Below are 17,750 nucleotides of genomic sequence, written 5' to 3'. Positions count from 1 at the left end.
TCGATTGAGGCTTGATCGAGAACCCGATGTGCCCCAGTTTGCCGGCGTCACGCAACCACATCCGCCGGACTGCCAACCGAATTTCTGTTGTTTTTACGCAATTCCGGACGGAAAACCGTTTCACACTTTTCCTGGAATTGCTCCACGCTGGCGCAGCCCCCGATCCATGCCGCTGCAGATCGTCCATCACCCCGACTATGACGCCGGCTTCGCCGTCAACCATCGCTTTCCGATGAGCAAATATCCGCTTCTGATGGAGGCCTTGCGCATGCGCGGGCTGGCCGTACCCGGCGCACTTTCGCTGCCGGAGCCGGCGCTGGCCGCACGGCTGAAGCTCGCGCACGCGGCCGACTATGTCGACCAGGTGATCGCGTGCCGGGTGCCGGAGAAGATAGAGCGCGAGATCGGCTTTCCCATCGGTCCGCGCGTGTCGCTCAGGGCGCAACTCGCCACCGCCGGCACCGTGCTGGCGGCCAGGCTGGCGCTGAAACACGGCATCGCCTGCAACGCCGCCGGCGGCAGCCATCACGCCAGGCGGGCGCAAGGCGCCGGCTTCTGCACCTTCAACGATGTCGCCGTCGCCTCGCTGGCGCTGCTGGCCGAGGGCGCCGTCAAAAATGTGCTGGTCGTCGATCTTGACGTGCATCAGGGCGACGGCACGGCCGACATCCTGAAGGACGAGCCGCGCGCGTTCACCTTTTCCATGCATGGCGAGCGCAACTACCCGGCGCGCAAGATTGCTTCCGACCTCGACGTCGCACTGCCGGACGGCACCGGCGATGATGCCTATCTCGAGCGGCTCGCCGCCATCCTGCCGCAACTATCCGGGGAAAGACGCTGGGATATCGTCTTCTACAATGCCGGCGTGGATGTGCATGCCGAGGACAGGCTGGGGCGGCTGGCGCTGACCGACGAAGGCCTCAGCGCCCGCGAAGACATGGTCATCGGCCATTTCCGCAAACAGGGCGTGCCGCTGTGCGGCGTCATCGGCGGCGGCTATTCGACCGATGTGCCGGCGCTGGCCGCGCGCCACGCCATTCTCTTCGAGGTGGCCGCGCGATATGCGTGATCCTGGCCTGGCTATTTCCTGTAGCTGGCGATCCGGAGCAGGATGAACACAGGAACGACGATCGCGGCGCCGAGCAGGATATAGTCCAGGAAGCGGTCTATGGCGTGGAAGCCGAGATTCCACAGATCCACGAAGAACTGGCGGATACCGTAAAAGACGTCCATCGGCGACCAGCCGAAGGCATGCATGACGAGACCGACGAGGAAGGAGACCACGAGCAGCTTCAGGAACACCCTGAGCGGCGTGTCGCCAAGAAATCGCGTCAGTGCGGACAAGGCCATTCTCCGGTTCGAGCCGCCCGATTCGGCGGCGCGACATCAGAGATACGCACTCGACTGTCTCCCATCAAGCCGACGGCATGTGAGAGGAGCCGGCGTCGTCAGCCGCCGGCCGGCAAGCTGGAAAGCTCCAGCAACTGGCTGAGCGGAGAACCGGCGGGGATAGGACGGCCGCCGAGCCGCTCCTTGAGCGAGTTGTCGCAGAGATGGATGCAGAGCGTGCGCGCGGTCACGATGTCGGCGAGCGAAAGGCCAGGGTCGAGCAACAGCGAGACCTGCGCGTAGTGCACCGGATAGAAGACATCGATGGTCGAGGCGTGGTCGATGACGCCGGCCTTGCCGGCAAAATAGGTCATCGCACAGGGCCCAAGCATGCCCCATCCATAATGCGAGATATCGATCGGCAGGCCTATCGCCTTGCGCCAATGGTAGCGTCGGCGCTTGCGACCGCCGAGCCACGGGGCAATGAAATAGGGATCGTCCACCATCTTCAGCGCCTCACGCAGCATGTCGCTGTCCGCGGGCAGTTTCAGCACGGCGCCGTTGAGCTCGGTGTCGGTCTGGTAGCCGAAGATGTAAGCAGCCTGCGGGATCGGCTTCAGGCAGTAGACATCGCAGTCGACATAGAGTCCCATCCCGGCCTCGAGGATCTTCAACCGGTAGAGATTGGAGAACAATGAAGGGCTGCCGTTGGATCGATAGGTAACGATGCGTTCCCTCGGCATCAGCCGCGAAGCGTCGAAAGTCTCGACGCCCTCGGGCACATTGCCTGGGACATCATAACAATGAAGAAGCACCCGGTGCCCGGCGAGCAGGAATGAACGCAGGCAGGCGGCATGGATTTCGCCTAGCGCGTCGCCGATCCACAGGGCGTTTACGACCGGCTCCATCGGTGTCATGCGGCACACCCGGCCAGGATCGCGCTCGCCTGGGCAGTGAATTCGCCGACGATCCTTTGCGGTGATCGCAGCTCGCGCATGGCGTCGCGATAGGCCGCCGCCCGATTTTCAAGCCCTAAGATCGGCTCGCGCAGATCGCTCAACAAGTCCCGCGCGTGGGCCGTGTGCGGTCGAAAACATCGCTTTGCGGCCGCGCTGAGAGAGTTCGCCGGCACACCGACGGGTACCGAACCGGCATAAGCGCATTCGACATATTTCATCAATTCGACATTGAAGCGGGTGCCGCAGAGGAAGAAATGCGTGAAACGAGCGGCGAGAGCGACAAAACGGTCATGGGTGATGTCGTGCCGCGGCGGCTTACCCTGTTCGGGATAGCCTGGATGCTCCAGATCATGGACGAGGTATCTCAGCAGCGGAGACCAGCGCCGCTTGCGGCGCAAGGCGTAGCGGACCGGATAGAGGTCTCGTGAATTGGCGCCCGACAGGAAGAGCCTGCGGCTGCGGCCTCGAAGAGAGGCATCGGTTTCTCGCGCGATATCATAGGCAAACGGAAGACGGGCGACACCGGACCGCGTGAGCCGCCTGATGAAAGCCAGGAACGGACCTTCCGGGTCGTAGGTCGTGGCGTAGTGGACGCCGGGAAGGTCGGCGCAATCGAAGATGAAGCGGACGTTTGGGTTGAGCGTGTCCGGCATGTCGGGGTCGCTGACCCTAAAGAAGATCGGCGCCCGGCTCTTCGAAGGGTGGTCGAGGTAACGCCTGAGGCGCGCCACGTCTGCCTGCTCGAGGCGGTTGTCGACGACACCGATGTCGAAATCGCCACCATCTAGCCCGCTGATCGGCCTGGCTTCCCAGCCGAGCGGCCGCGCAAAAGCCGGGCCGACGCCCGGATAGATCGCTTTTTTGTAAGGATGAGTATCGGAATGGAAATAGATGATCCGCAACGCGATGCCCCAGACCGCTGCGCGGGCACTGCTGCCTGACCGGCAGTGTCCTCCGCGGCAAGCGAAACCCCCGCATTTTGTAATTCATGTCGAGAGGTTCGGGCAATGCCGCCCATGCTTTCCGTCACTACAGCGCCAGCTCGTCCGTCGACGCAGTCGCCAGCGGTTCCGCTTTGCGGATTGCCTGCAGCCCGGGCCTCATGGTAACGAGGGCTCGCGCGGGTATGATGTAATGGTAGCCTGTCAGCTTCCCAAGCTGAACGCGCGGGTTCGATTCCCGCTACCCGCTCCAGCCTTTCAACCTGCTTGCTCGAGTGCCGTGGTGCACTGTTGCGCGACATCCGGCAGAGTGTCTTCAAACGCGAGATCGGGTCTAGCACCGATCGTGCAAGACCCGATCTACGTCGCTCAATCCTTAGCCGGCGCCTGAACTACAGCCACATATTGATCCAGTAGCGCTCGCGCCAGCAACGACGGCGCCAGCGGCCATGACGCCAGACGCGGCGGCAGACATGCCTCCAGCCGCGCCGGCGGCGACGCCGGCGATGGCGCCAGCGCCAATGTCCGTAACCTCCATGATGATGACGATGGTGGGAGACCAGTTCCACCTCGGCCTGATCGTCGTCCCCCTCGAACTCAGCCATGTCCGGTTTGTCGAGCTCGTCCAGAATTCCGTTGCCGGCGGGAATACCGGCAACGGCCTTGCCGGGTCCGGCCAGGCTCGCCAGTGCCGCCGCCCCCGCAACGCCAAGCATTCCAGTCAGAAACAATCGACGTTCCATCAAAACCTCCCGAGCTGTTGAGCATCGGCAGCTCTTTCCCTCACCCGCAACGGGCTCCAGCGAGCGGCCGATCGGTTTGAACGTACAAGTAGCATTGTCGTTCCATCACCCCACTTCGCGCAAGATGAAGTCGTGCAACATTTTCGCCGCGGGCGAGAGCACGCGGTTCTTGACCGTAATCAGGCTGTAGGGCCGGACCTCGATGTCGAACTCGGTCTGGACGACGTCGATGGCGCCAGCCAGCCCGTCGCCGCCTTGAATGAACTTGGCGACCTGGATCGAGACCGGCGCGATGGCGTCGGACTGCGCCACCATCACCAAGGTGAGCAGCAGCGATGAGGTGTTGAGGATGCGGTCAGGCAGCGGAATGTCGCGGTTCAAAAAGTTGCTTTCCATCGCCTGGCGAAGCGGCGAGCCGCCAGACTGGAAGACCCAGTCATAGCCGGAGGTCTCCTCCAGCCGCACCATCTTGCCGCTCGCCAGGGGGTGGCCGCGGCGCACGATGAGGCAGGCCTTCTCGACGCCGATGACGCGCGATTCGAATAGCCGCGGATTGAGGTCGTCGGGGATGCGGGCGATGATAAAATCGTGGCGCGAGGCGATCAGCTCGCGCGCGAGCACGTTCGAGGTCTCGACCTGCATGGTGATCTCGATGCGCGGGTAGATGCGGCGGATCTCACGGATCGCGGGCACGGCCAATTCGATCGCCGGCGCCGTTACCGCGCCGAGGAACACCGCACCGCCCTTGCCGGCCTTGAGCTCGGCAATCTCGCGGTCGGCCTCGCGCATCTCGAGCAGGATTGAGCGGGCGCGGCGAGCAAGCGCGAGGCCATAGGGAGTCAGCGTCACGCCGCGCGGCAGCCGCTCGCACAACTTAACGTCGAGCACCGCCTCCATCTCGGCGATCATGCGCGAGGCGGCCGGCTGCGAGATATTCATGACCTGGGCGGCGGCGCTCACTCTTCCGTGATCGTCGAGCGCGGTGATCATGCGCATGTGGCGAAGGCTGAGGCCGCTGCGCAGCAGCGTCTCGCCATCTCCCGGCAATTTCTCGTAACTCACTGAAATCGCGTCAGGATCGCGCAATGCCGCCATGAATCGAAGCCTCTCCAGCGGGTTTCTATCTGCCCTTTAAGCTATATCAGTTTCGGTATAGCAACCAGCAAAGATCGCATTTGACAGTTATGTCAAAGGGACCCAACCTTCGTGCGTTCCGAGGCGCAGGGGTCGGCGGCGAGCAAATTCGTATCGATTGAAACTGCGTTTCGGAGCCGATTGGGAGGATACCGGAGATCGATAAAGCCGACAGTGGCGCGACAGCGCACCTGTTCGACTGCGCGGCCCGCGAAGCCCCGAGGTGTCGCGTCCATCAACCAGGGAGAGTAATCGTGAAGATCATCAAGACGCTGGCCGCCGTGGCGGCCCTTGGCATTGCCGCCATGAGCTATTCGGCGCACGCCGCCGACAAGGGCCTCATCGGCGTGCTGATGCCGACCAAGACCTCGCAGCGCTGGATCAACGACGGCGATGCCGTCAAGTCCCAGCTCGAGAAGCTCGGCTACACGGTCGATCTGCAATATGCGCAGGACGATATCCCGAACCAGCTCAGCCAGCTGGAAAACGAAATCACCAAGGGCCCGAAGGCGCTGATCATCGCTTCGATCGACGGCACCACCATGGCCGACGCGCTGCAGAAGGCCAACGACGCCGGCGTCGTCGTCGTCGCCTATGACCGCCTGATCAAGAAGACCCCGAATGTCGACTACTACACCACCTTCGACAATTTCGGCGTCGGCGTGATTCAGGCGAACTCGCTGGTCAAGGGCCTCAAGGAGCGCTTCCCGAACACCAAGCCTTGGAACGTCGAGCTGTTCGGCGGCTCGCCGGACGACAACAACGCCTTCTTCTTCTACAACGGCGCGATGTCGGTCCTGCAGCCGCTGATCGACAATGGCACGATCAAGATCAAGTCCGGCCAGATGGGCATGGACAAGGTCGGCACGCTGCGCTGGCTCGCCGCCACCGCGCAGGCCCGCATGGACAATTTGCTTTCGGCCAACTACTCGGACGGCAGCCGCGTCGATGGCGTCCTGTCGCCCTATGACGGCCTGTCGCGCGGCATCACCGCCTCGCTGCGCGCCGTCGGCTACGGCACGGCGTCACAGCCCTGGCCGATCGTGACCGGCCAGGACGCCGAGACCGCCTCGGTCAAGCTGATCATCTCGGGCGAGCAGTATTCGACGGTGTTCAAGGACACCCGCGAGCTGGCCAAGTCTACCGTGGAACTGGTCGACAAGGTGCTCTCCGGCGGCAAGCCTGAGGGCCTCGACACCAAGACCTACAACAACGACGTCAAGGTCGTTCCCTCGATCCTCCTGACGCCGGTCGAGGTCGACAAGTCGAACTATCAGAAGCTGGTCGTCGACTCGGGCTACATCAAGGCCGAAGAGCTGAAGTAATCCAGTCTTAAAGGAAGGGGTCCTGCGCGGCCGCAGGACCCCTTTTCGTTCAGAAACGACCCCGGTATTGTTTTTGCCGGCTTCTGTGGCGCCGCACGCCGCAGTATGTTGATTTCGCGCATGAGCCCTTCCGGAGCCGGTTTGGAGCCATGCGCCCCAGGGAGCAGATCCTGATGGCCTCGACGATTTTGGAGATGCGCGACATCACCAAGACGTTCCCCGGCGTGAAGGCGTTGTCGAACGTCAACCTCAGCGTCGAGGAAGGTGAGATCCACGCCATCGTCGGCGAGAACGGCGCCGGCAAGTCGACGCTGATGAAGGTGCTGTCGGGCGTCTACCCTTCCGGAACCTATGATGGCCAGATCATCTTTCGCGGCCAGGAATGCCATTTCAAGGGCATCCACGACAGTGAGCATATCGGCATCGTCATCATCCACCAGGAGCTTGCCCTGGTGCCGATGCTGTCGATCACCGAAAACATCTTCCTCGGCAACGAGCATGCCAGCTACGGCGTCATCGACTGGGACGCCAACGAGGCGCGCACGGCGGCCCTGCTCAAGAAAGTCGGGCTCAACGAGGATCCCAAGACGCTGATCACCAATATCGGCGTCGGCAAGCAGCAGTTGGTCGAGATCGCCAAGGCGCTGAGCAAGGAAGTGAAGCTCTTGATCCTCGACGAGCCGACGGCGTCGCTCAGCGAAAAGGACAGCCAGGCGCTGCTCGACCTGCTGCTCGAGTTCAAGCGCCAGGGCATGACCTCGATCCTGATCTCACACAAGCTCAACGAGGTGAGCCGCGTCGCCGACCACGTCACCGTGATACGCGACGGGCGCACCATCGAGACTCTGCCGAGACAGGACATCTCGGAAGACCGCATCATCACCTCGATGGTCGGGCGCTCGCTCGACGACCGCTATCCGCCGCGCGAGCCGCAGATCGGCGAGGTCATCTTCGAAGTCAAGAACTGGTCGGTCTACCACCCGATCCATGCCGAACGGCAGGTGATCAAGAACGTCAACCTCAACGTGCGCAAGGGCGAGGTGGTGGGCATTGCCGGGCTGATGGGCGCGGGTCGCACCGAATTCGCGATGAGCCTGTTCGGCCGCTCCTATGGCCGGCACATCACCGGCGAGGTTCTGCTCAGGGGCAAACCGCTCGACCTGTCATCGGTGAGCAAGGCGGTGGAAAACCGGATCGCCTATGTCACCGAGGACCGCAAGACCTATGGCCTCAACCTCATCGACCACATCAAGCACAACGTGACTTTGGCCAACCTTTCCGGCGTTTCCAGCCGCGGCGTCATCGACGACATGCGCGAGATGAGCGTCGCCAACGACTACCGCAAGAAGACCAACATCCGCGCCTCCAGCGTCTATCAGCTGACCGGAAATCTTTCGGGCGGCAACCAGCAGAAGGTGGTGCTGTCGAAATGGCTGTTCGCCGATCCGGAAGTGCTGATCCTCGACGAGCCGACCCGCGGCATTGACGTCGGCGCCAAGTACGAAATCTATACGATCATCGCCCGCCTCGCCGCCGAGGGCAAAGCGATCATCGTCATCTCGTCGGAAATGCCCGAATTGCTTGGCATCACCGACCGCATCTATGTGATGAACGAAGGGCGCATCGTCGGCGAAATGGCGGCAAGCGACGCCAGCCAGGAAAAAATCATGCGCGCCATCGTTCGGGGAGAAGGAAAAAAAGCATCATGAGCACAGAAAGCGCTCCCGCACCGCAGAGCGGCACAGCCGAGGACGTCAAGCAGGGTCCGCGCATCGCCGTCTCGGCGCTGACGACGAACCTGCGCGAATACGGCCTGATCATCGCGCTGATCGTCATCATGCTGTTCTTCCAGTACACGACGTCGGGAACGCTGTTCAAACCGGTCAACCTCTCGAACCTGGTGCAGCAGAACTCGTTCATCATCGTCATGGCGCTCGGCATGCTCCTGGTGATCGTCGCCGGCTATATCGACCTCAGCGTGGGGTCGGTGGCGGGCTTCATCGGCGCGCTCGCGGCGATGATGATGGTGATCTGGCCGCTCGGGATATTCTCCAATCCGCTGGTGGTGTCGATCGTCTGCCTGATCGTCGGCGCGCTGATCGGCGCGGCGCAAGGCTACTGGATCGCCTATCACAAGATACCGAGCTTCATCGTGACGCTTGCCGGCATGCTGATCTTCCGCGGCATCTGCCAGGCGCTGCTCGGCGGCGGCTCTTCGGTCGGCCCGCTGCCGGACAGCTTCAAGGCGCTGAGCTCGGGCTTCATTCCGGACGTCATCGGCCCGCTGACGCTCATTCCGCCGACGGTCAATGCCGCCGGCAAGACCATCGTCGGAAGCGGCTTGACCCTGCACATGACGACGATCGTGCTCGGCCTGATCGCGGTTCTCGCCTACGCCTATTTCGGCTTCCGGACGCGGCGCAAGCGCGAGCGCCACGGCTATGAGGCGGAGCCCTTCCCGCTGTTCGTCATCAAGACGCTGGTCGGCAGCGCGCTTGCGCTGTTCCTGGTCTTCCAGTTCGCCAGCTATAGAGGCCTGCCGGTCGTGCTCTTGGTCATGGGCGTGCTGATCTCGCTGTTCGTCTTCGTCACCAAGCGCATGACCATCGGCCGCCGCATCTATGCGATGGGCGGCAACGCCAAGGCCGCGCAGCTCTCGGGCATCAACACCGAAAGGCTGACGCTACTCGTCTTCATCAACATGGGCGTCCTGTCGGCGCTGGGCGGCCTGATCATCGCGGCGCGCCTCGGCCAGGCCGTGCCGGCGGCGGGCCTCGGCTCGGAGCTCGACGTCATCGCGGCCGTGTTCATAGGCGGCGCCTCGGCAATGGGCGGCGTCGGACAGGTGATCGGCGCCGTGGTCGGCGGCTTCATCATGGGCGTGATGAACAACGGCATGTCGATCATGGGCGTCAATGTCGACTGGCAGCAGGTGGTCAAAGGCCTGGTGCTGCTCGGCGCCGTCATCTTCGACGTCTACAACAAGAACAAGGCTTAAGGGCCGGAGCAAAGTTCAGGAGGCATACGGGTTTCAGATCGCGAAGCTGCCGGCAACCCGTCGGCGTCAAGAAGTCCCGATAAGGACCAGGCTCGCGAGCGCAATCCGGACGAAGAATTTCAACCGTGGCGTGGACCGCTCCACGCTGCGCCGGTTTAGGTTTGCCCGCAGGCAGCCGATAGAAATGAGAGAGGATTGAACATGCTGATCTCCCAGATCCTCGACGACGCCGAGACGATCCGCGTCGTCGCCCGCAATGGCGGCGGCAAGACAAGGGTCATCAACGGCGCGCGCAGCGTCTATTCCCTGGCGATGGAGGCAGCGCGCACCGGCACGGGACTCGAAGCGCTGATCGAGCGCAAGGGTTACGGCGAGACGGTCGATCTCGATGCCGCCTATAAGAGGGGCCGGCTGGTCTCGCCGATCAACCATCCGGACCCGGCACATCTGCATCTCACCGGCACCGGGCTGACGCATCTCGGTTCAGCGGCGACGCGCGATTCCATGCACAAGAAGCTCAGCGAAGGCGGCGAGGAGGAACTCACCGATTCCATGAAGATGTTCCGCATGGGGCTGGAAGGCGGCAAGCCGGCCAAGGGCCAGGTCGGCGTGCAGCCCGAATGGTTCTACAAGGGCAACGGCACGATGGCGGTGGCGCCTGGCGCGACGCTGATGTCGCCGGCCTTCGCCCAGGACGGCGGCGAGGAGCCGGAAATCGCCGGCATCTATGTCATCGGCGATGACGGGGCGCCGTTCCGGGTCGGCTTCACGCTGTCGAACGAGTTTTCCGACCACGTCACGGAGCGGGTGAACTATCTGTTCCTCGCCCATTCCAAGCTGCGCAACGCCTCGTTCGGCCCCGAGATCCTGATCGGTGAGCTGCCGGCCGACATTCGCGGCGCATCGCGCATCTGGCGCGACGGCAAGCTGCTCTGGGAAAAGCCGTTCCTGTCGGGCGAAGCGAACATGTCGCACACCATCGCCAATCTCGAGCACCACCATTTCAAATATTCGGCCTTCCGCCAGCCGGGCGACGTGCATGTGCATATGTTCGGCACTGCGACGCTTTCCTTCGCCGATGGCATCCGAACAGAGGCCGGCGATACGTTCGAGATCGAGGCGCCCGATTTCGGGCTGCCGCTGCGCAATCCGCTGGAGATCGAAAAGCCGGTGAAGGTGGCGGTCAAGGCGCTGTAGCGCCAGGCTGGGAAACAAATGGGCCGGAAACGGATCGGCATCTTGTTGTTGGGCTGGGCGATCGCCCTCGCTTGCATGTCCTCCACGGCTTATAGCGCCGGGAAATGCAGCCCGGAGTCCTACAGCCGGGCCCGATCGGCGATGACGAGCCGGCTTCTAGTCACCGGTTATTCGAAAGCGCAAGTGAGCTTTCTGATGCGCAATACAGATCGTATGACGTTCGCTTTGCGCGCCGACAGGCTGAACGACAAGGCTAAAGCCTGCGGCATCGACTCGGCGCGGGCCTATGTGCTCGAACGCCTGGACAAACAGTTGTTTCCGGTAGGGTCAGGCTCAAGCTCTCCACCTGATCAGACGAAGCTGACCCCAGGATTTTGGGGCAGAAAACACCTGACTGTTCGGGAGCTGCTCTTCATCGGCCACTTTCACGCCTGCTTGGGCGCAGCGAAAGAGTTTCTGTTTCGCGGCTGACCTCCCGCGCCAGATCTCCGCAGAACTCACCGCGCCGCCCTGAAATGCTTCGAGAGCTTCAGGCCCTGCGCCTGGTAGTTCGAGCCGAGATCGGTGCCGTAAAGCGCCTGCGGGGGCTTCAGCATGTGCTCGTAGACGAGGCGGCCGACGATCTGGCCGTGGTCGAGGATGAACGGCACCTCGTGACTGCGCACTTCGAGCACCGCGCGGCTGCCGCTGCCGCCCGCGGCGGAATGGCCGAAGCCCGGATCGAAGAAGCCGGCATAGTGGACGCGGAATTCGCCGACCAGCGGATCGAAGGGGGTCATCTCGGCGGCGTAGAGCGGCGGAACATGGACCGCTTCCCGGCTCACCAGGATGTAGAATTCGTCCGGATCGAGAACCAACTCGCCGGCGCCGCTCTTATAGATCGGCTCCCAGAAATCGACGACGTCCTGCGCGGCGCGCTTGTCGACGTCGACCAGGCCGGTGTGGTGCTTGCCGCGATAGCCGACAAGGCCGTCCTTGTCGCCGTCGAGGTCGATGGAGAGCGCGATGCCGCCGCCGGAAATGTTGGGCGGCTCGGTGGCGACCAGCATCTCGGCGCGATGAAGGTCGCGCAGCTCGCTCTCCGAGAGCACCGCATTGCCGGTGCGGAAGCGTATCTGCGACAGGCGCGAGCCGGCGCGCACGACGATCGGGAAGGTGCGCGGGCTGACTTCGAGATAGAGCGGGCCGTGATAGCCGGCGGCGATCTTGTCGAACTCGTGGCCGCGATCGGTCATGACGCGGGTGAAGATGTCGAGCCGGCCGGTCGAGCTCTTGGGATTGGCTGAGGCCGAAACCTCGCCTGGCAATGCCAGGCTTTCAAGCAAAGGCACGATGTAGACGCAGCCGGTTTCCAGCACCGCGCCCCGGGTGAGGTCGATCTCGTGCAGCTTCAGCCGTTCCAGCTTGTCGGCGACCAGGTGATCGGGCCCCGGCAAGAAGGAGGCGCGCACGCGATAGGCCTTGTCGCCGAGCCTGAGATCGAGGCTGGCCGGCTGGATCTGGTCGGCGTCCAGCGCGCGCGGCGACTTCAGCGCGCCGGCTTCGAACAGCGCCGCGATGTCCTGATCCGGAAGAATGCCTGTCTGCCGCAAAGGCTGGCTCCGTTCACAAGGCCGGGCGAGGATCTATGCAGGCTCTTGCCGCCCGGCTGGTACAAACCTCTTAATGAAGCCGGCAATTGACGCAAGCTCGGCGCTCATTTAAAGGGTCGTTATCCCGTGGTGATTTGGCCGGTCGGCTTGCAGCCACGTTAAACAAGTCGCTAAAGGACCGTCGAGCCGCAAGGCTATATGGACCGGTTGCGACTTTCGCGGCCGGTTTTTTTGTGTCTGGAAGCAGGGCTATGAGCACCAAGAAGCGCAACTGGAAACCTCAGACGGCACTCGTGCATGGCGGAACGCTGCGTTCGCAATATGGCGAGACCGCCGAGGCGATGTATCTCACCCAGGGCTATGTCTACGAGACGGCGCAGGCGGCGGAAGCCCGCTTCAAGGGCGAGGAGCCGGGCTTCATCTATTCGCGCTACGCCAACCCGACCGTCGATATGTTCGAGAAGCGCATGTGCGCGCTGGAAGGCGCCGAGGATGCCCGCGCCACCGCCTCCGGCATGGCCGCGGTTTCCGCAGCCCTGCTCTGCAGCGTGAAAGCCGGCGACCATATCGTGGCGGCGCGCGCGCTGTTCGGCTCCTGTCGCTGGGTGGTGGAGACGCTGGCGCCGCGTTACGGCATCCAGGCGACGCTGATCGACGGCACCGACGTCGCCAATTGGGAAAAGGCGGTTCGGCCAAACACCAAGCTGTTCTTCCTGGAAAGCCCGACCAATCCGACGCTGGAGGTGGTCGACATCGCCGCGGTCGCCAAGCTCGCCAATTCGATCGGCGCGCGCGTCATTGTCGACAATGTCTTCGCCACCCCGCTGCAGCAGAAGCCCTTGCTGCTCGGCGCCCATATCGTTGTCTATTCGGCGACCAAGCACATAGACGGCCAGGGCCGCTGCCTCGGCGGCGTCATCCTGTCGGACAAGAAATGGATCGACGAGAACCTGCACGACTATTTCCGTCACACCGGCCCGAGCCTGTCACCCTTCAACGCCTGGACGCTGCTCAAGGGTCTGGAGACGCTGCCGCTGCGCGTGCGCCAGCAGACCGAAAGCGCCGGCAAGATCGCCGATTTCCTGGCCGGGCGGCCAGAGATCGCGCGCGTCATCTATCCGGGCCGCGCCGATCATCCGCAGGCCGATGTCGTCAAGAAGCAGATGTCTGGCGGGTCGACGCTGATCTGCCTTGACGTCAAGGGCGGCAAGCAGGCGGCCTTCGCCTTCCAGAACGCGCTCGACATCGTGCTGATCTCGAACAATCTCGGCGACGCCAAGAGCCTGATCACACATCCGGCGACGACGACGCACAAGAACCTGAGCGACGAGGCGCGGGCCGAGCTCGGCATAGGACCGGGTACACTCCGGCTTTCCGTCGGCCTGGAAGACGCCGACGATCTGCTGGAGGACATCGAGCAGGCGCTGAAGGCGGCAAAATAAACCTGTAAACACCGCGGGCGATCGCTTCAGGCGATCTCCTCGAGCTCCGTCAACTCGCGGGTGCGGATGGTCATGGCGTTGCCGCGCCATTCGACAGCGCCGCCGAACCAGGCGCGCGCCCAGACGGCAGGCAGCATCGCATCGCGCACGATCATCGCGGTGACGCTGCGTGGCGACAGGTACCAGCCCTTGGCAGCGGCCAGCAGGCACTCCGGCAGATAGGCGATCGCCAGCGCGCACAAAGCCGTCGTGGGCAGGCTGACGCCTGCGCTTGCCGCAGCAACCAGCGCCAACAGCAGCGGCACCGCGGCGCCGGTCAGGATCTCGGGCGCGAAGAACAACGGGAACGTCACCCGGCGCAGTCGCGCCCAGCGCGTCTGCCGCGACCATATCTCGGCGAAGCTGCGCAGGCCCAGCGGCTGCTCGAAGGGCGAGGCGACAAGATGGACGCTAAGGCCAAGCCCATTGACCAGCTTGGTGGCCGCCGCATCTTCGGCGATCTCGGCGGCCAAAGCCTGGATGCCGCCGTTTGCATCCAGCATCGGCCTGTTCCAAAGCATGCTCTTGCCCTGGGCAAAGCCGAGGCCGAGCGCTTCGCCGGCATATTGCCAGCGCGCCTGCAGCGTGTTGAGGAAGGCGCATTCGACTTCAGCCCAAAAACCATCGGGCCGCGAGCCGATCGGCGTCGAGCAGACGAGGCCGGTATCCGGCCGCCAGGCCGCCATCAGGTGCTGCACATAGTCCTTCGGCATCAGCACGTTGGAATCGGCGAGGATCACCCAATCATATCGCGCCGCCTGCCAGCCCTTGACGCAGTTGTTGAGCTTGGGATTGGCGCTGACGCGGTCGTCGCCGATCAGCAGCCGCGCCGGAACGTTGGGGTGGCGCGCGATCGCCGCATCGATCAGCCTCACCACCGGGTCCTCGCCATGCGCGACGCAGAAGATCAGCTCATAACAGGGCCAATCGAGCGAGAAGGCGCGCTGAAGGGTCTCCTGCGTGAACGTCTCGACGCCGCGCGACGGAACGATGATCGAGACCGGCTGCGCGCCGGCGGGCGGCGCAATGACATGGCGCCGCTTCAGCCGCGACGAGGCGAGCAGGATGCTGGCGAGGTTGGAGAGAAGAAGGGCTGACGAAGCGAGGCCGGCTGCGATAGTCAGTTCCATCGAGATTTTGTCACTCTATCTCTTTGTTTTCACGCAATTCCGGACGGAAAACCGCTCATGCTTTTCCTGGAATTGCCCTTGGCCGCAGCCAGCCATTTCATCAGTTACAGAGCGCCCGAGTCGCCCGGCACGGTTTGTGCACACCAACATTGTCATGTGTCACTTAAATGACATTGTTTTTCGGCACGTGCGCTACAAGGCTGGCAGGATGGTCGACGCCGCGCCTCCAACAGCGAAGCGCGACGAATGTTCCGCGGCGGCAACCGGAGTGGCCCATGTATCGCGCAGTGACGCGCAACATCGAAGTGGTGGTCAGACCCTTCTATCTGGAGGATCGCTCCGATCCGTCCGAGAACCGGTATGTCTGGGGCTACCAGGTGACGATCGACAACCGCTCCGACGAGTTCGTGCAGCTTTTGTCGCGCTATTGGCACATCACCGACGGGCAGGGCCGGGTCGAGGAGGTCCGCGGCGCCGGCGTCGTCGGCGATCAGCCTGAACTCAATCCCGGCGACAGCTATCAATACACATCAGGCTGTCCGCTCTCGACGCCGTCGGGCATCATGGTCGGCCACTACACCATGCGCAACGGCCGCGGCGAGACGTTCGATATCGCCATACCGGCTTTCTCGCTCGACATGCCGGGGACGAAGCGGACGGTGAATTAACCTCCTTCTCCCCGTTTTACGGGGAGAAATGCCCGGCAGGGCAATGAGAGGGCGGCGCCGGCTTCCGAGAATTTCGTCAGGACGGGGCAAGGGTTCCAACCTCGCCTACGTTGGCGCCGCCCCTCATCCGCCCTTCGGGCACCTTCTCCCCGTGGAGGGGAGAAGGAAGGAGCGTTACTCCGCCCCGAACTCGGCCGGATCGAAGTCGTATTGCGTCGAGCAGAATTCGCAGGCGACATGGATGCCGCCGTCCTCGGTCGAGTCCCTGATCTCCTGCGCCGAAAAGCCTTCCAGGATGCCGCGGATTTTATCGCGCGAGCAGGAGCATTGGTCGGCGACCGGCACGCCGCTGAAAACGCGCACGCCGTGCTCGTGGAACAGCCGGTAGAGCAGCCGTTCGGCGCCCACTGTTGGGTCAATGAGCTCGGTCGGCTCGATGGTGCCCAGCAGCGCCAGCAATTCCTGCCAGGAATTGTCGGCCGGATGGTCCGTCACCTCGCGGTCGTCGCCGTCGCCGCCCGAAATATCGGGAATGCGCATGCGCTCGGGCGCCTGAGGCAGGAACTGCGCCAGGATGCCGCCGGCGCGCCACTGCTCGCGCGCGCCGGCCGGGCCGGGCGTGACCAGCTTGGCGACCGACATCTTGATCTCGGTCGGGATCTGCTCCGACTGGCGGAAATAGGTGCGCGCGGCGTCCTCCAGCGAGGTGCCGTCGAGCTGGACGATGCCCTGGTAGCGCTGCATATGTGCGCCCTGGTCGATGGTCAGAGCCAGCACGCCGTTGCCGAGCAGCGCCTGCTGCGAGGTCTCGCCGGCGTCGTTCAGCGCCCGCAGCCGGTCGGCATCGAAGCGCGCATAGGCGCGCAGCGCATGCGGCGTGGTGAAATCGGCCACCAGCATGTCGACCGGACCGTCGGTGCGGGTCTGCAAGATGAACTTGCCTTCGAATTTCAGCGAGGTGCCGAGCAGCACGGTGAGCACGCAGGCCTCCGCCAGCAGGCGGGCGACGGGCTCGGGATAATTGTGGCGGCTCAGAATAGCGTCGAGCATCGGCCCGAGCTGCACGGTGCGGCCGCGCACATCGAGCGGCGCGACCTCATACGGAACGACGTGATCGTCGCCGGCGAAGCCGAATTCACCGAGTTGGGGTTTATGCTCAGCCAAGGTATGGGTTTCCAACATGACAAAACTCCGGGGCGCAGCCATGCCGCCCGAAGAGCCGCATGCGTCGAAGCGCGTTCAATTTACGTGATGGCCCGCAAATAGGCATCACATACCCCCAGATCAAGTTGACGCCGATCGGGACCGGAAGCGATCAGGTCCGCCGTCTCAAGCGCCCAGGCACCAGGCCAGCACCGCCTTCTGGGCGTGCAGCCGGTTCTCGGCCTCGTCGAAGACCACCGAATGCGGCCCGTCGATCACCTCGTCGGTGACCTCCTCGCCGCGATGCGCCGGCAGGCAGTGCATGAACAAAGCATCGGGCTTGGCCCTTGCCATCAGCGCGGCATTGACCTGATAGGGCAGGAAGACGTTGTGACCGCGGGCGCGGTGTTCCTGGCCCATCGAGACCCAGCTATCGGTGACGACGCAATCAGCCTGGTCGACGGCTTCCTCGGCGGACTTGGCAAACCGGACCTTGCCGCCATTGGCTTTCGACCAGTCGACATATTTCTCGAATGGCTCGCTGCCCTCCGGCACCGCGACATTGAGGTTGAAGCGGAACCGCGCAGAGGCTTCGAGCAGCGAATGCAGCACATTGTTGCCGTCGCCGGTCCAGGCGAAGGTCTTGCCGGCCACCGGACCGCGATGCTCCTCATAGGTCATGATGTCGGCCATGAGCTGGCACGGATGCGTGTCGTCGGTCAGCCCGTTGATGACCGGAACGGTGGCGTTCTCGGTGAGTTCGATCAGCCGGTCATGCGAGGTGGTGCGGATCATGATGGCGTCGACATAGCGCGACAGCACTTTCGCCGTGTCGGCGATGGTCTCCGACCGGCCGAGCTGCATCTCGGTGCCGGTCAGCATGATGGTTTCGCCGCCAAGCTGGCGCATACCGACATCGAAGGACACGCGCGTGCGCGTCGACGGCTTGTCGAAGATCATCGCCAGCACCTTGCCGTCGAGCGGTTTGGAGCGCTCGCCCGCCTTGAGCCTGGTCTTTCGCGCCACCGCGTCGTCCAGCATCGAGCGCAGGTCGCCCGCGGAAACGGCGGATAGATCGGTGAAGTGGCGAACACTCATCGGCAGGTTCCA

17 protein-coding genes, 1 tRNA gene and 1 riboswitch are annotated in these 17,750 nt (G+C 63.5%); of the genes, 9 read left to right on the top strand and 9 right to left on the bottom strand.

The genetic code is table 11. The features are described from left to right. Positions 1 to 166: 166 nt before the first annotated feature. Positions 167 to 1,069, top strand: a complete 903-nt coding sequence (locus MJ8_RS04590; protein ID WP_201413291.1) for a histone deacetylase — start codon at positions 167 to 169, stop codon at positions 1,067 to 1,069. An 11-nt stretch (positions 1,070 to 1,080) separates the two neighbouring features. Here the strand turns inward: MJ8_RS04590 and MJ8_RS04585 are convergent, their stop codons facing one another. From MJ8_RS04585 to MJ8_RS04575, 3 genes are all read right to left on the bottom strand, one after another. Next, on the bottom strand, positions 1,081 to 1,350 hold the full coding sequence (locus MJ8_RS04585) for a DUF6460 domain-containing protein (protein ID WP_201413290.1): 270 nt from the start codon (positions 1,348 to 1,350) through the stop codon (positions 1,081 to 1,083). A gap of 98 nt (positions 1,351 to 1,448) precedes the next feature. Beyond that, positions 1,449 to 2,237 carry a hypothetical protein gene (locus MJ8_RS04580; protein WP_201413289.1) on the bottom strand — a complete coding sequence of 263 codons (789 nt, stop codon included), beginning with the start codon at positions 2,235 to 2,237 and terminating at the stop codon, positions 1,449 to 1,451. A 5-nt stretch (positions 2,238 to 2,242) separates the two neighbouring features. Next, positions 2,243 to 2,941 (bottom strand): hypothetical protein, encoded by a 699-nt coding sequence (locus MJ8_RS04575; protein WP_201413288.1) that lies wholly within the window; start codon positions 2,939 to 2,941, stop codon positions 2,243 to 2,245. A 467-nt stretch (positions 2,942 to 3,408) separates the two neighbouring features. On the opposite strand from MJ8_RS04575, the gene MJ8_RS04570 reads away from it, so the two are divergent. Beyond that, positions 3,409 to 3,482: transfer RNA gene (locus MJ8_RS04570), tRNA-Gly, on the top strand. A 139-nt stretch (positions 3,483 to 3,621) separates the two neighbouring features. Here MJ8_RS04570 and MJ8_RS04565 read toward each other — a convergent pair. Together MJ8_RS04565 and MJ8_RS04560 are read right to left on the bottom strand one after the other, a co-directional pair. Further along, on the bottom strand, positions 3,622 to 3,972 hold the full coding sequence (locus MJ8_RS04565) for a protamine-2 (modular protein) (protein WP_201413287.1): 351 nt from the start codon (positions 3,970 to 3,972) through the stop codon (positions 3,622 to 3,624). A 105-nt stretch (positions 3,973 to 4,077) separates the two neighbouring features. Next, positions 4,078 to 5,067, bottom strand: a complete 990-nt coding sequence (locus MJ8_RS04560) for a LysR family transcriptional regulator (protein WP_201413286.1) — start codon at positions 5,065 to 5,067, stop codon at positions 4,078 to 4,080. A 293-nt stretch (positions 5,068 to 5,360) separates the two neighbouring features. Here MJ8_RS04560 and chvE point away from each other — a divergent pair, with 293 nt between their 5' ends. From chvE to MJ8_RS04535, 5 genes are all read left to right on the top strand, one after another. Beyond that, positions 5,361 to 6,431 carry a multiple monosaccharide ABC transporter substrate-binding protein gene (gene chvE / locus MJ8_RS04555; protein WP_201413285.1) on the top strand — a complete coding sequence of 357 codons (1,071 nt, stop codon included), beginning with the start codon at positions 5,361 to 5,363 and terminating at the stop codon, positions 6,429 to 6,431. A 173-nt stretch (positions 6,432 to 6,604) separates the two neighbouring features. Further along, a complete protein-coding gene (mmsA, locus tag MJ8_RS04550; protein WP_201413284.1) occupies positions 6,605 to 8,140 on the top strand; it encodes a multiple monosaccharide ABC transporter ATP-binding protein in 1,536 nt (511 codons plus the stop codon). Next, positions 8,137 to 9,429, top strand: a complete 1,293-nt coding sequence (mmsB, locus tag MJ8_RS04545; protein WP_040985858.1) for a multiple monosaccharide ABC transporter permease — start codon at positions 8,137 to 8,139, stop codon at positions 9,427 to 9,429. The genes mmsA and mmsB overlap by 4 nt, the downstream gene beginning before the upstream one ends. Before the next feature lie 201 nt (positions 9,430 to 9,630). Beyond that, positions 9,631 to 10,626: an AraD1 family protein gene (gene araD1, locus MJ8_RS04540; RefSeq protein ID WP_201413283.1), complete on the top strand. Its 996-nt coding sequence runs from the start codon at positions 9,631 to 9,633 to the stop codon at positions 10,624 to 10,626. A gap of 18 nt (positions 10,627 to 10,644) precedes the next feature. Beyond that, positions 10,645 to 11,097 (top strand): hypothetical protein, encoded by a 453-nt coding sequence (locus MJ8_RS04535; RefSeq protein ID WP_201413282.1) that lies wholly within the window; start codon positions 10,645 to 10,647, stop codon positions 11,095 to 11,097. 26 nt (positions 11,098 to 11,123) lie between these two features. Here the strand turns inward: MJ8_RS04535 and MJ8_RS04530 are convergent, their stop codons facing one another. Further along, positions 11,124 to 12,218 carry a 2'-deoxycytidine 5'-triphosphate deaminase gene (locus MJ8_RS04530; protein WP_201413281.1) on the bottom strand — a complete coding sequence of 365 codons (1,095 nt, stop codon included), beginning with the start codon at positions 12,216 to 12,218 and terminating at the stop codon, positions 11,124 to 11,126. 116 nt (positions 12,219 to 12,334) lie between these two features. Beyond that, positions 12,335 to 12,412: riboswitch (SAM riboswitch) on the top strand. 57 nt (positions 12,413 to 12,469) lie between these two features. On the opposite strand from MJ8_RS04530, the gene MJ8_RS04525 reads away from it, so the two are divergent. Beyond that, entirely contained in the window at positions 12,470 to 13,660 is a 1,191-nt protein-coding gene (locus MJ8_RS04525; RefSeq protein WP_201413280.1) for an O-succinylhomoserine sulfhydrylase, read from the top strand. 26 nt (positions 13,661 to 13,686) lie between these two features. Here the strand turns inward: MJ8_RS04525 and MJ8_RS04520 are convergent, their stop codons facing one another. Beyond that, a complete protein-coding gene (locus tag MJ8_RS04520) occupies positions 13,687 to 14,829 on the bottom strand; it encodes a ceramide glucosyltransferase (protein WP_201413279.1) in 1,143 nt (380 codons plus the stop codon). Between the two features lie 275 nt (positions 14,830 to 15,104). On the opposite strand from MJ8_RS04520, the gene apaG reads away from it, so the two are divergent. Then, positions 15,105 to 15,497 carry a Co2+/Mg2+ efflux protein ApaG gene (gene apaG, locus MJ8_RS04515; protein WP_201413278.1) on the top strand — a complete coding sequence of 131 codons (393 nt, stop codon included), beginning with the start codon at positions 15,105 to 15,107 and terminating at the stop codon, positions 15,495 to 15,497. Between the two features lie 174 nt (positions 15,498 to 15,671). On the opposite strand, the gene MJ8_RS04510 is transcribed toward apaG, so the two are convergent. Together MJ8_RS04510 and argF are read right to left on the bottom strand one after the other, a co-directional pair. Then, positions 15,672 to 16,703 (bottom strand): Hsp33 family molecular chaperone, encoded by a 1,032-nt coding sequence (locus MJ8_RS04510; protein ID WP_201413277.1) that lies wholly within the window; start codon positions 16,701 to 16,703, stop codon positions 15,672 to 15,674. Positions 16,704 to 16,826: 123 nt separating this feature from the next. Continuing rightward, positions 16,827 to 17,738 (bottom strand): ornithine carbamoyltransferase, encoded by a 912-nt coding sequence (gene argF / locus MJ8_RS04505; protein WP_201413276.1) that lies wholly within the window; start codon positions 17,736 to 17,738, stop codon positions 16,827 to 16,829. Positions 17,739 to 17,750: the final 12 nt, after the last annotated feature.

The sequence above is a fragment of the Mesorhizobium sp. J8 genome, from assembly GCF_016591715.1.
In the GTDB taxonomy this organism is placed as follows: Bacteria; Pseudomonadota; Alphaproteobacteria; order Rhizobiales; family Rhizobiaceae; genus Mesorhizobium.
This window is presented reverse-complemented; position numbering and strand designations above follow the sequence as displayed.

What these genes read in the sequence shown, in the direction of transcription:
- MJ8_RS04590 (WP_201413291.1), top strand. Translation starts at nt 167, where the DNA reads ATGCCGCTGCAGATCGTCCATCACCCCGACTATGACGCCGGCTTCGCC.
- MJ8_RS04585 (WP_201413290.1), bottom strand. Translation starts at nt 1,350, where the DNA reads ATGGCCTTGTCCGCACTGACGCGATTTCTTGGCGACACGCCGCTCAGG.
- MJ8_RS04580 (WP_201413289.1), bottom strand. Translation starts at nt 2,237, where the DNA reads ATGGAGCCGGTCGTAAACGCCCTGTGGATCGGCGACGCGCTAGGCGAA.
- MJ8_RS04575 (WP_201413288.1), bottom strand. Translation starts at nt 2,941, where the DNA reads ATGCCGGACACGCTCAACCCAAACGTCCGCTTCATCTTCGATTGCGCC.
- MJ8_RS04565 (WP_201413287.1), bottom strand. Translation starts at nt 3,972, where the DNA reads ATGGAACGTCGATTGTTTCTGACTGGAATGCTTGGCGTTGCGGGGGCG.
- MJ8_RS04560 (WP_201413286.1), bottom strand. Translation starts at nt 5,067, where the DNA reads ATGGCGGCATTGCGCGATCCTGACGCGATTTCAGTGAGTTACGAGAAA.
- mmsA (WP_201413284.1), top strand. Translation starts at nt 6,605, where the DNA reads ATGGCCTCGACGATTTTGGAGATGCGCGACATCACCAAGACGTTCCCC.
- mmsB (WP_040985858.1), top strand. Translation starts at nt 8,137, where the DNA reads ATGAGCACAGAAAGCGCTCCCGCACCGCAGAGCGGCACAGCCGAGGAC.
- araD1 (WP_201413283.1), top strand. Translation starts at nt 9,631, where the DNA reads ATGCTGATCTCCCAGATCCTCGACGACGCCGAGACGATCCGCGTCGTC.
- MJ8_RS04535 (WP_201413282.1), top strand. Translation starts at nt 10,645, where the DNA reads ATGGGCCGGAAACGGATCGGCATCTTGTTGTTGGGCTGGGCGATCGCC.
- MJ8_RS04525 (WP_201413280.1), top strand. Translation starts at nt 12,470, where the DNA reads ATGAGCACCAAGAAGCGCAACTGGAAACCTCAGACGGCACTCGTGCAT.
- MJ8_RS04520 (WP_201413279.1), bottom strand. Translation starts at nt 14,829, where the DNA reads ATGGAACTGACTATCGCAGCCGGCCTCGCTTCGTCAGCCCTTCTTCTC.
- apaG (WP_201413278.1), top strand. Translation starts at nt 15,105, where the DNA reads ATGTATCGCGCAGTGACGCGCAACATCGAAGTGGTGGTCAGACCCTTC.
- MJ8_RS04510 (WP_201413277.1), bottom strand. Translation starts at nt 16,703, where the DNA reads ATGGCTGCGCCCCGGAGTTTTGTCATGTTGGAAACCCATACCTTGGCT.
- argF (WP_201413276.1), bottom strand. Translation starts at nt 17,738, where the DNA reads ATGAGTGTTCGCCACTTCACCGATCTATCCGCCGTTTCCGCGGGCGAC.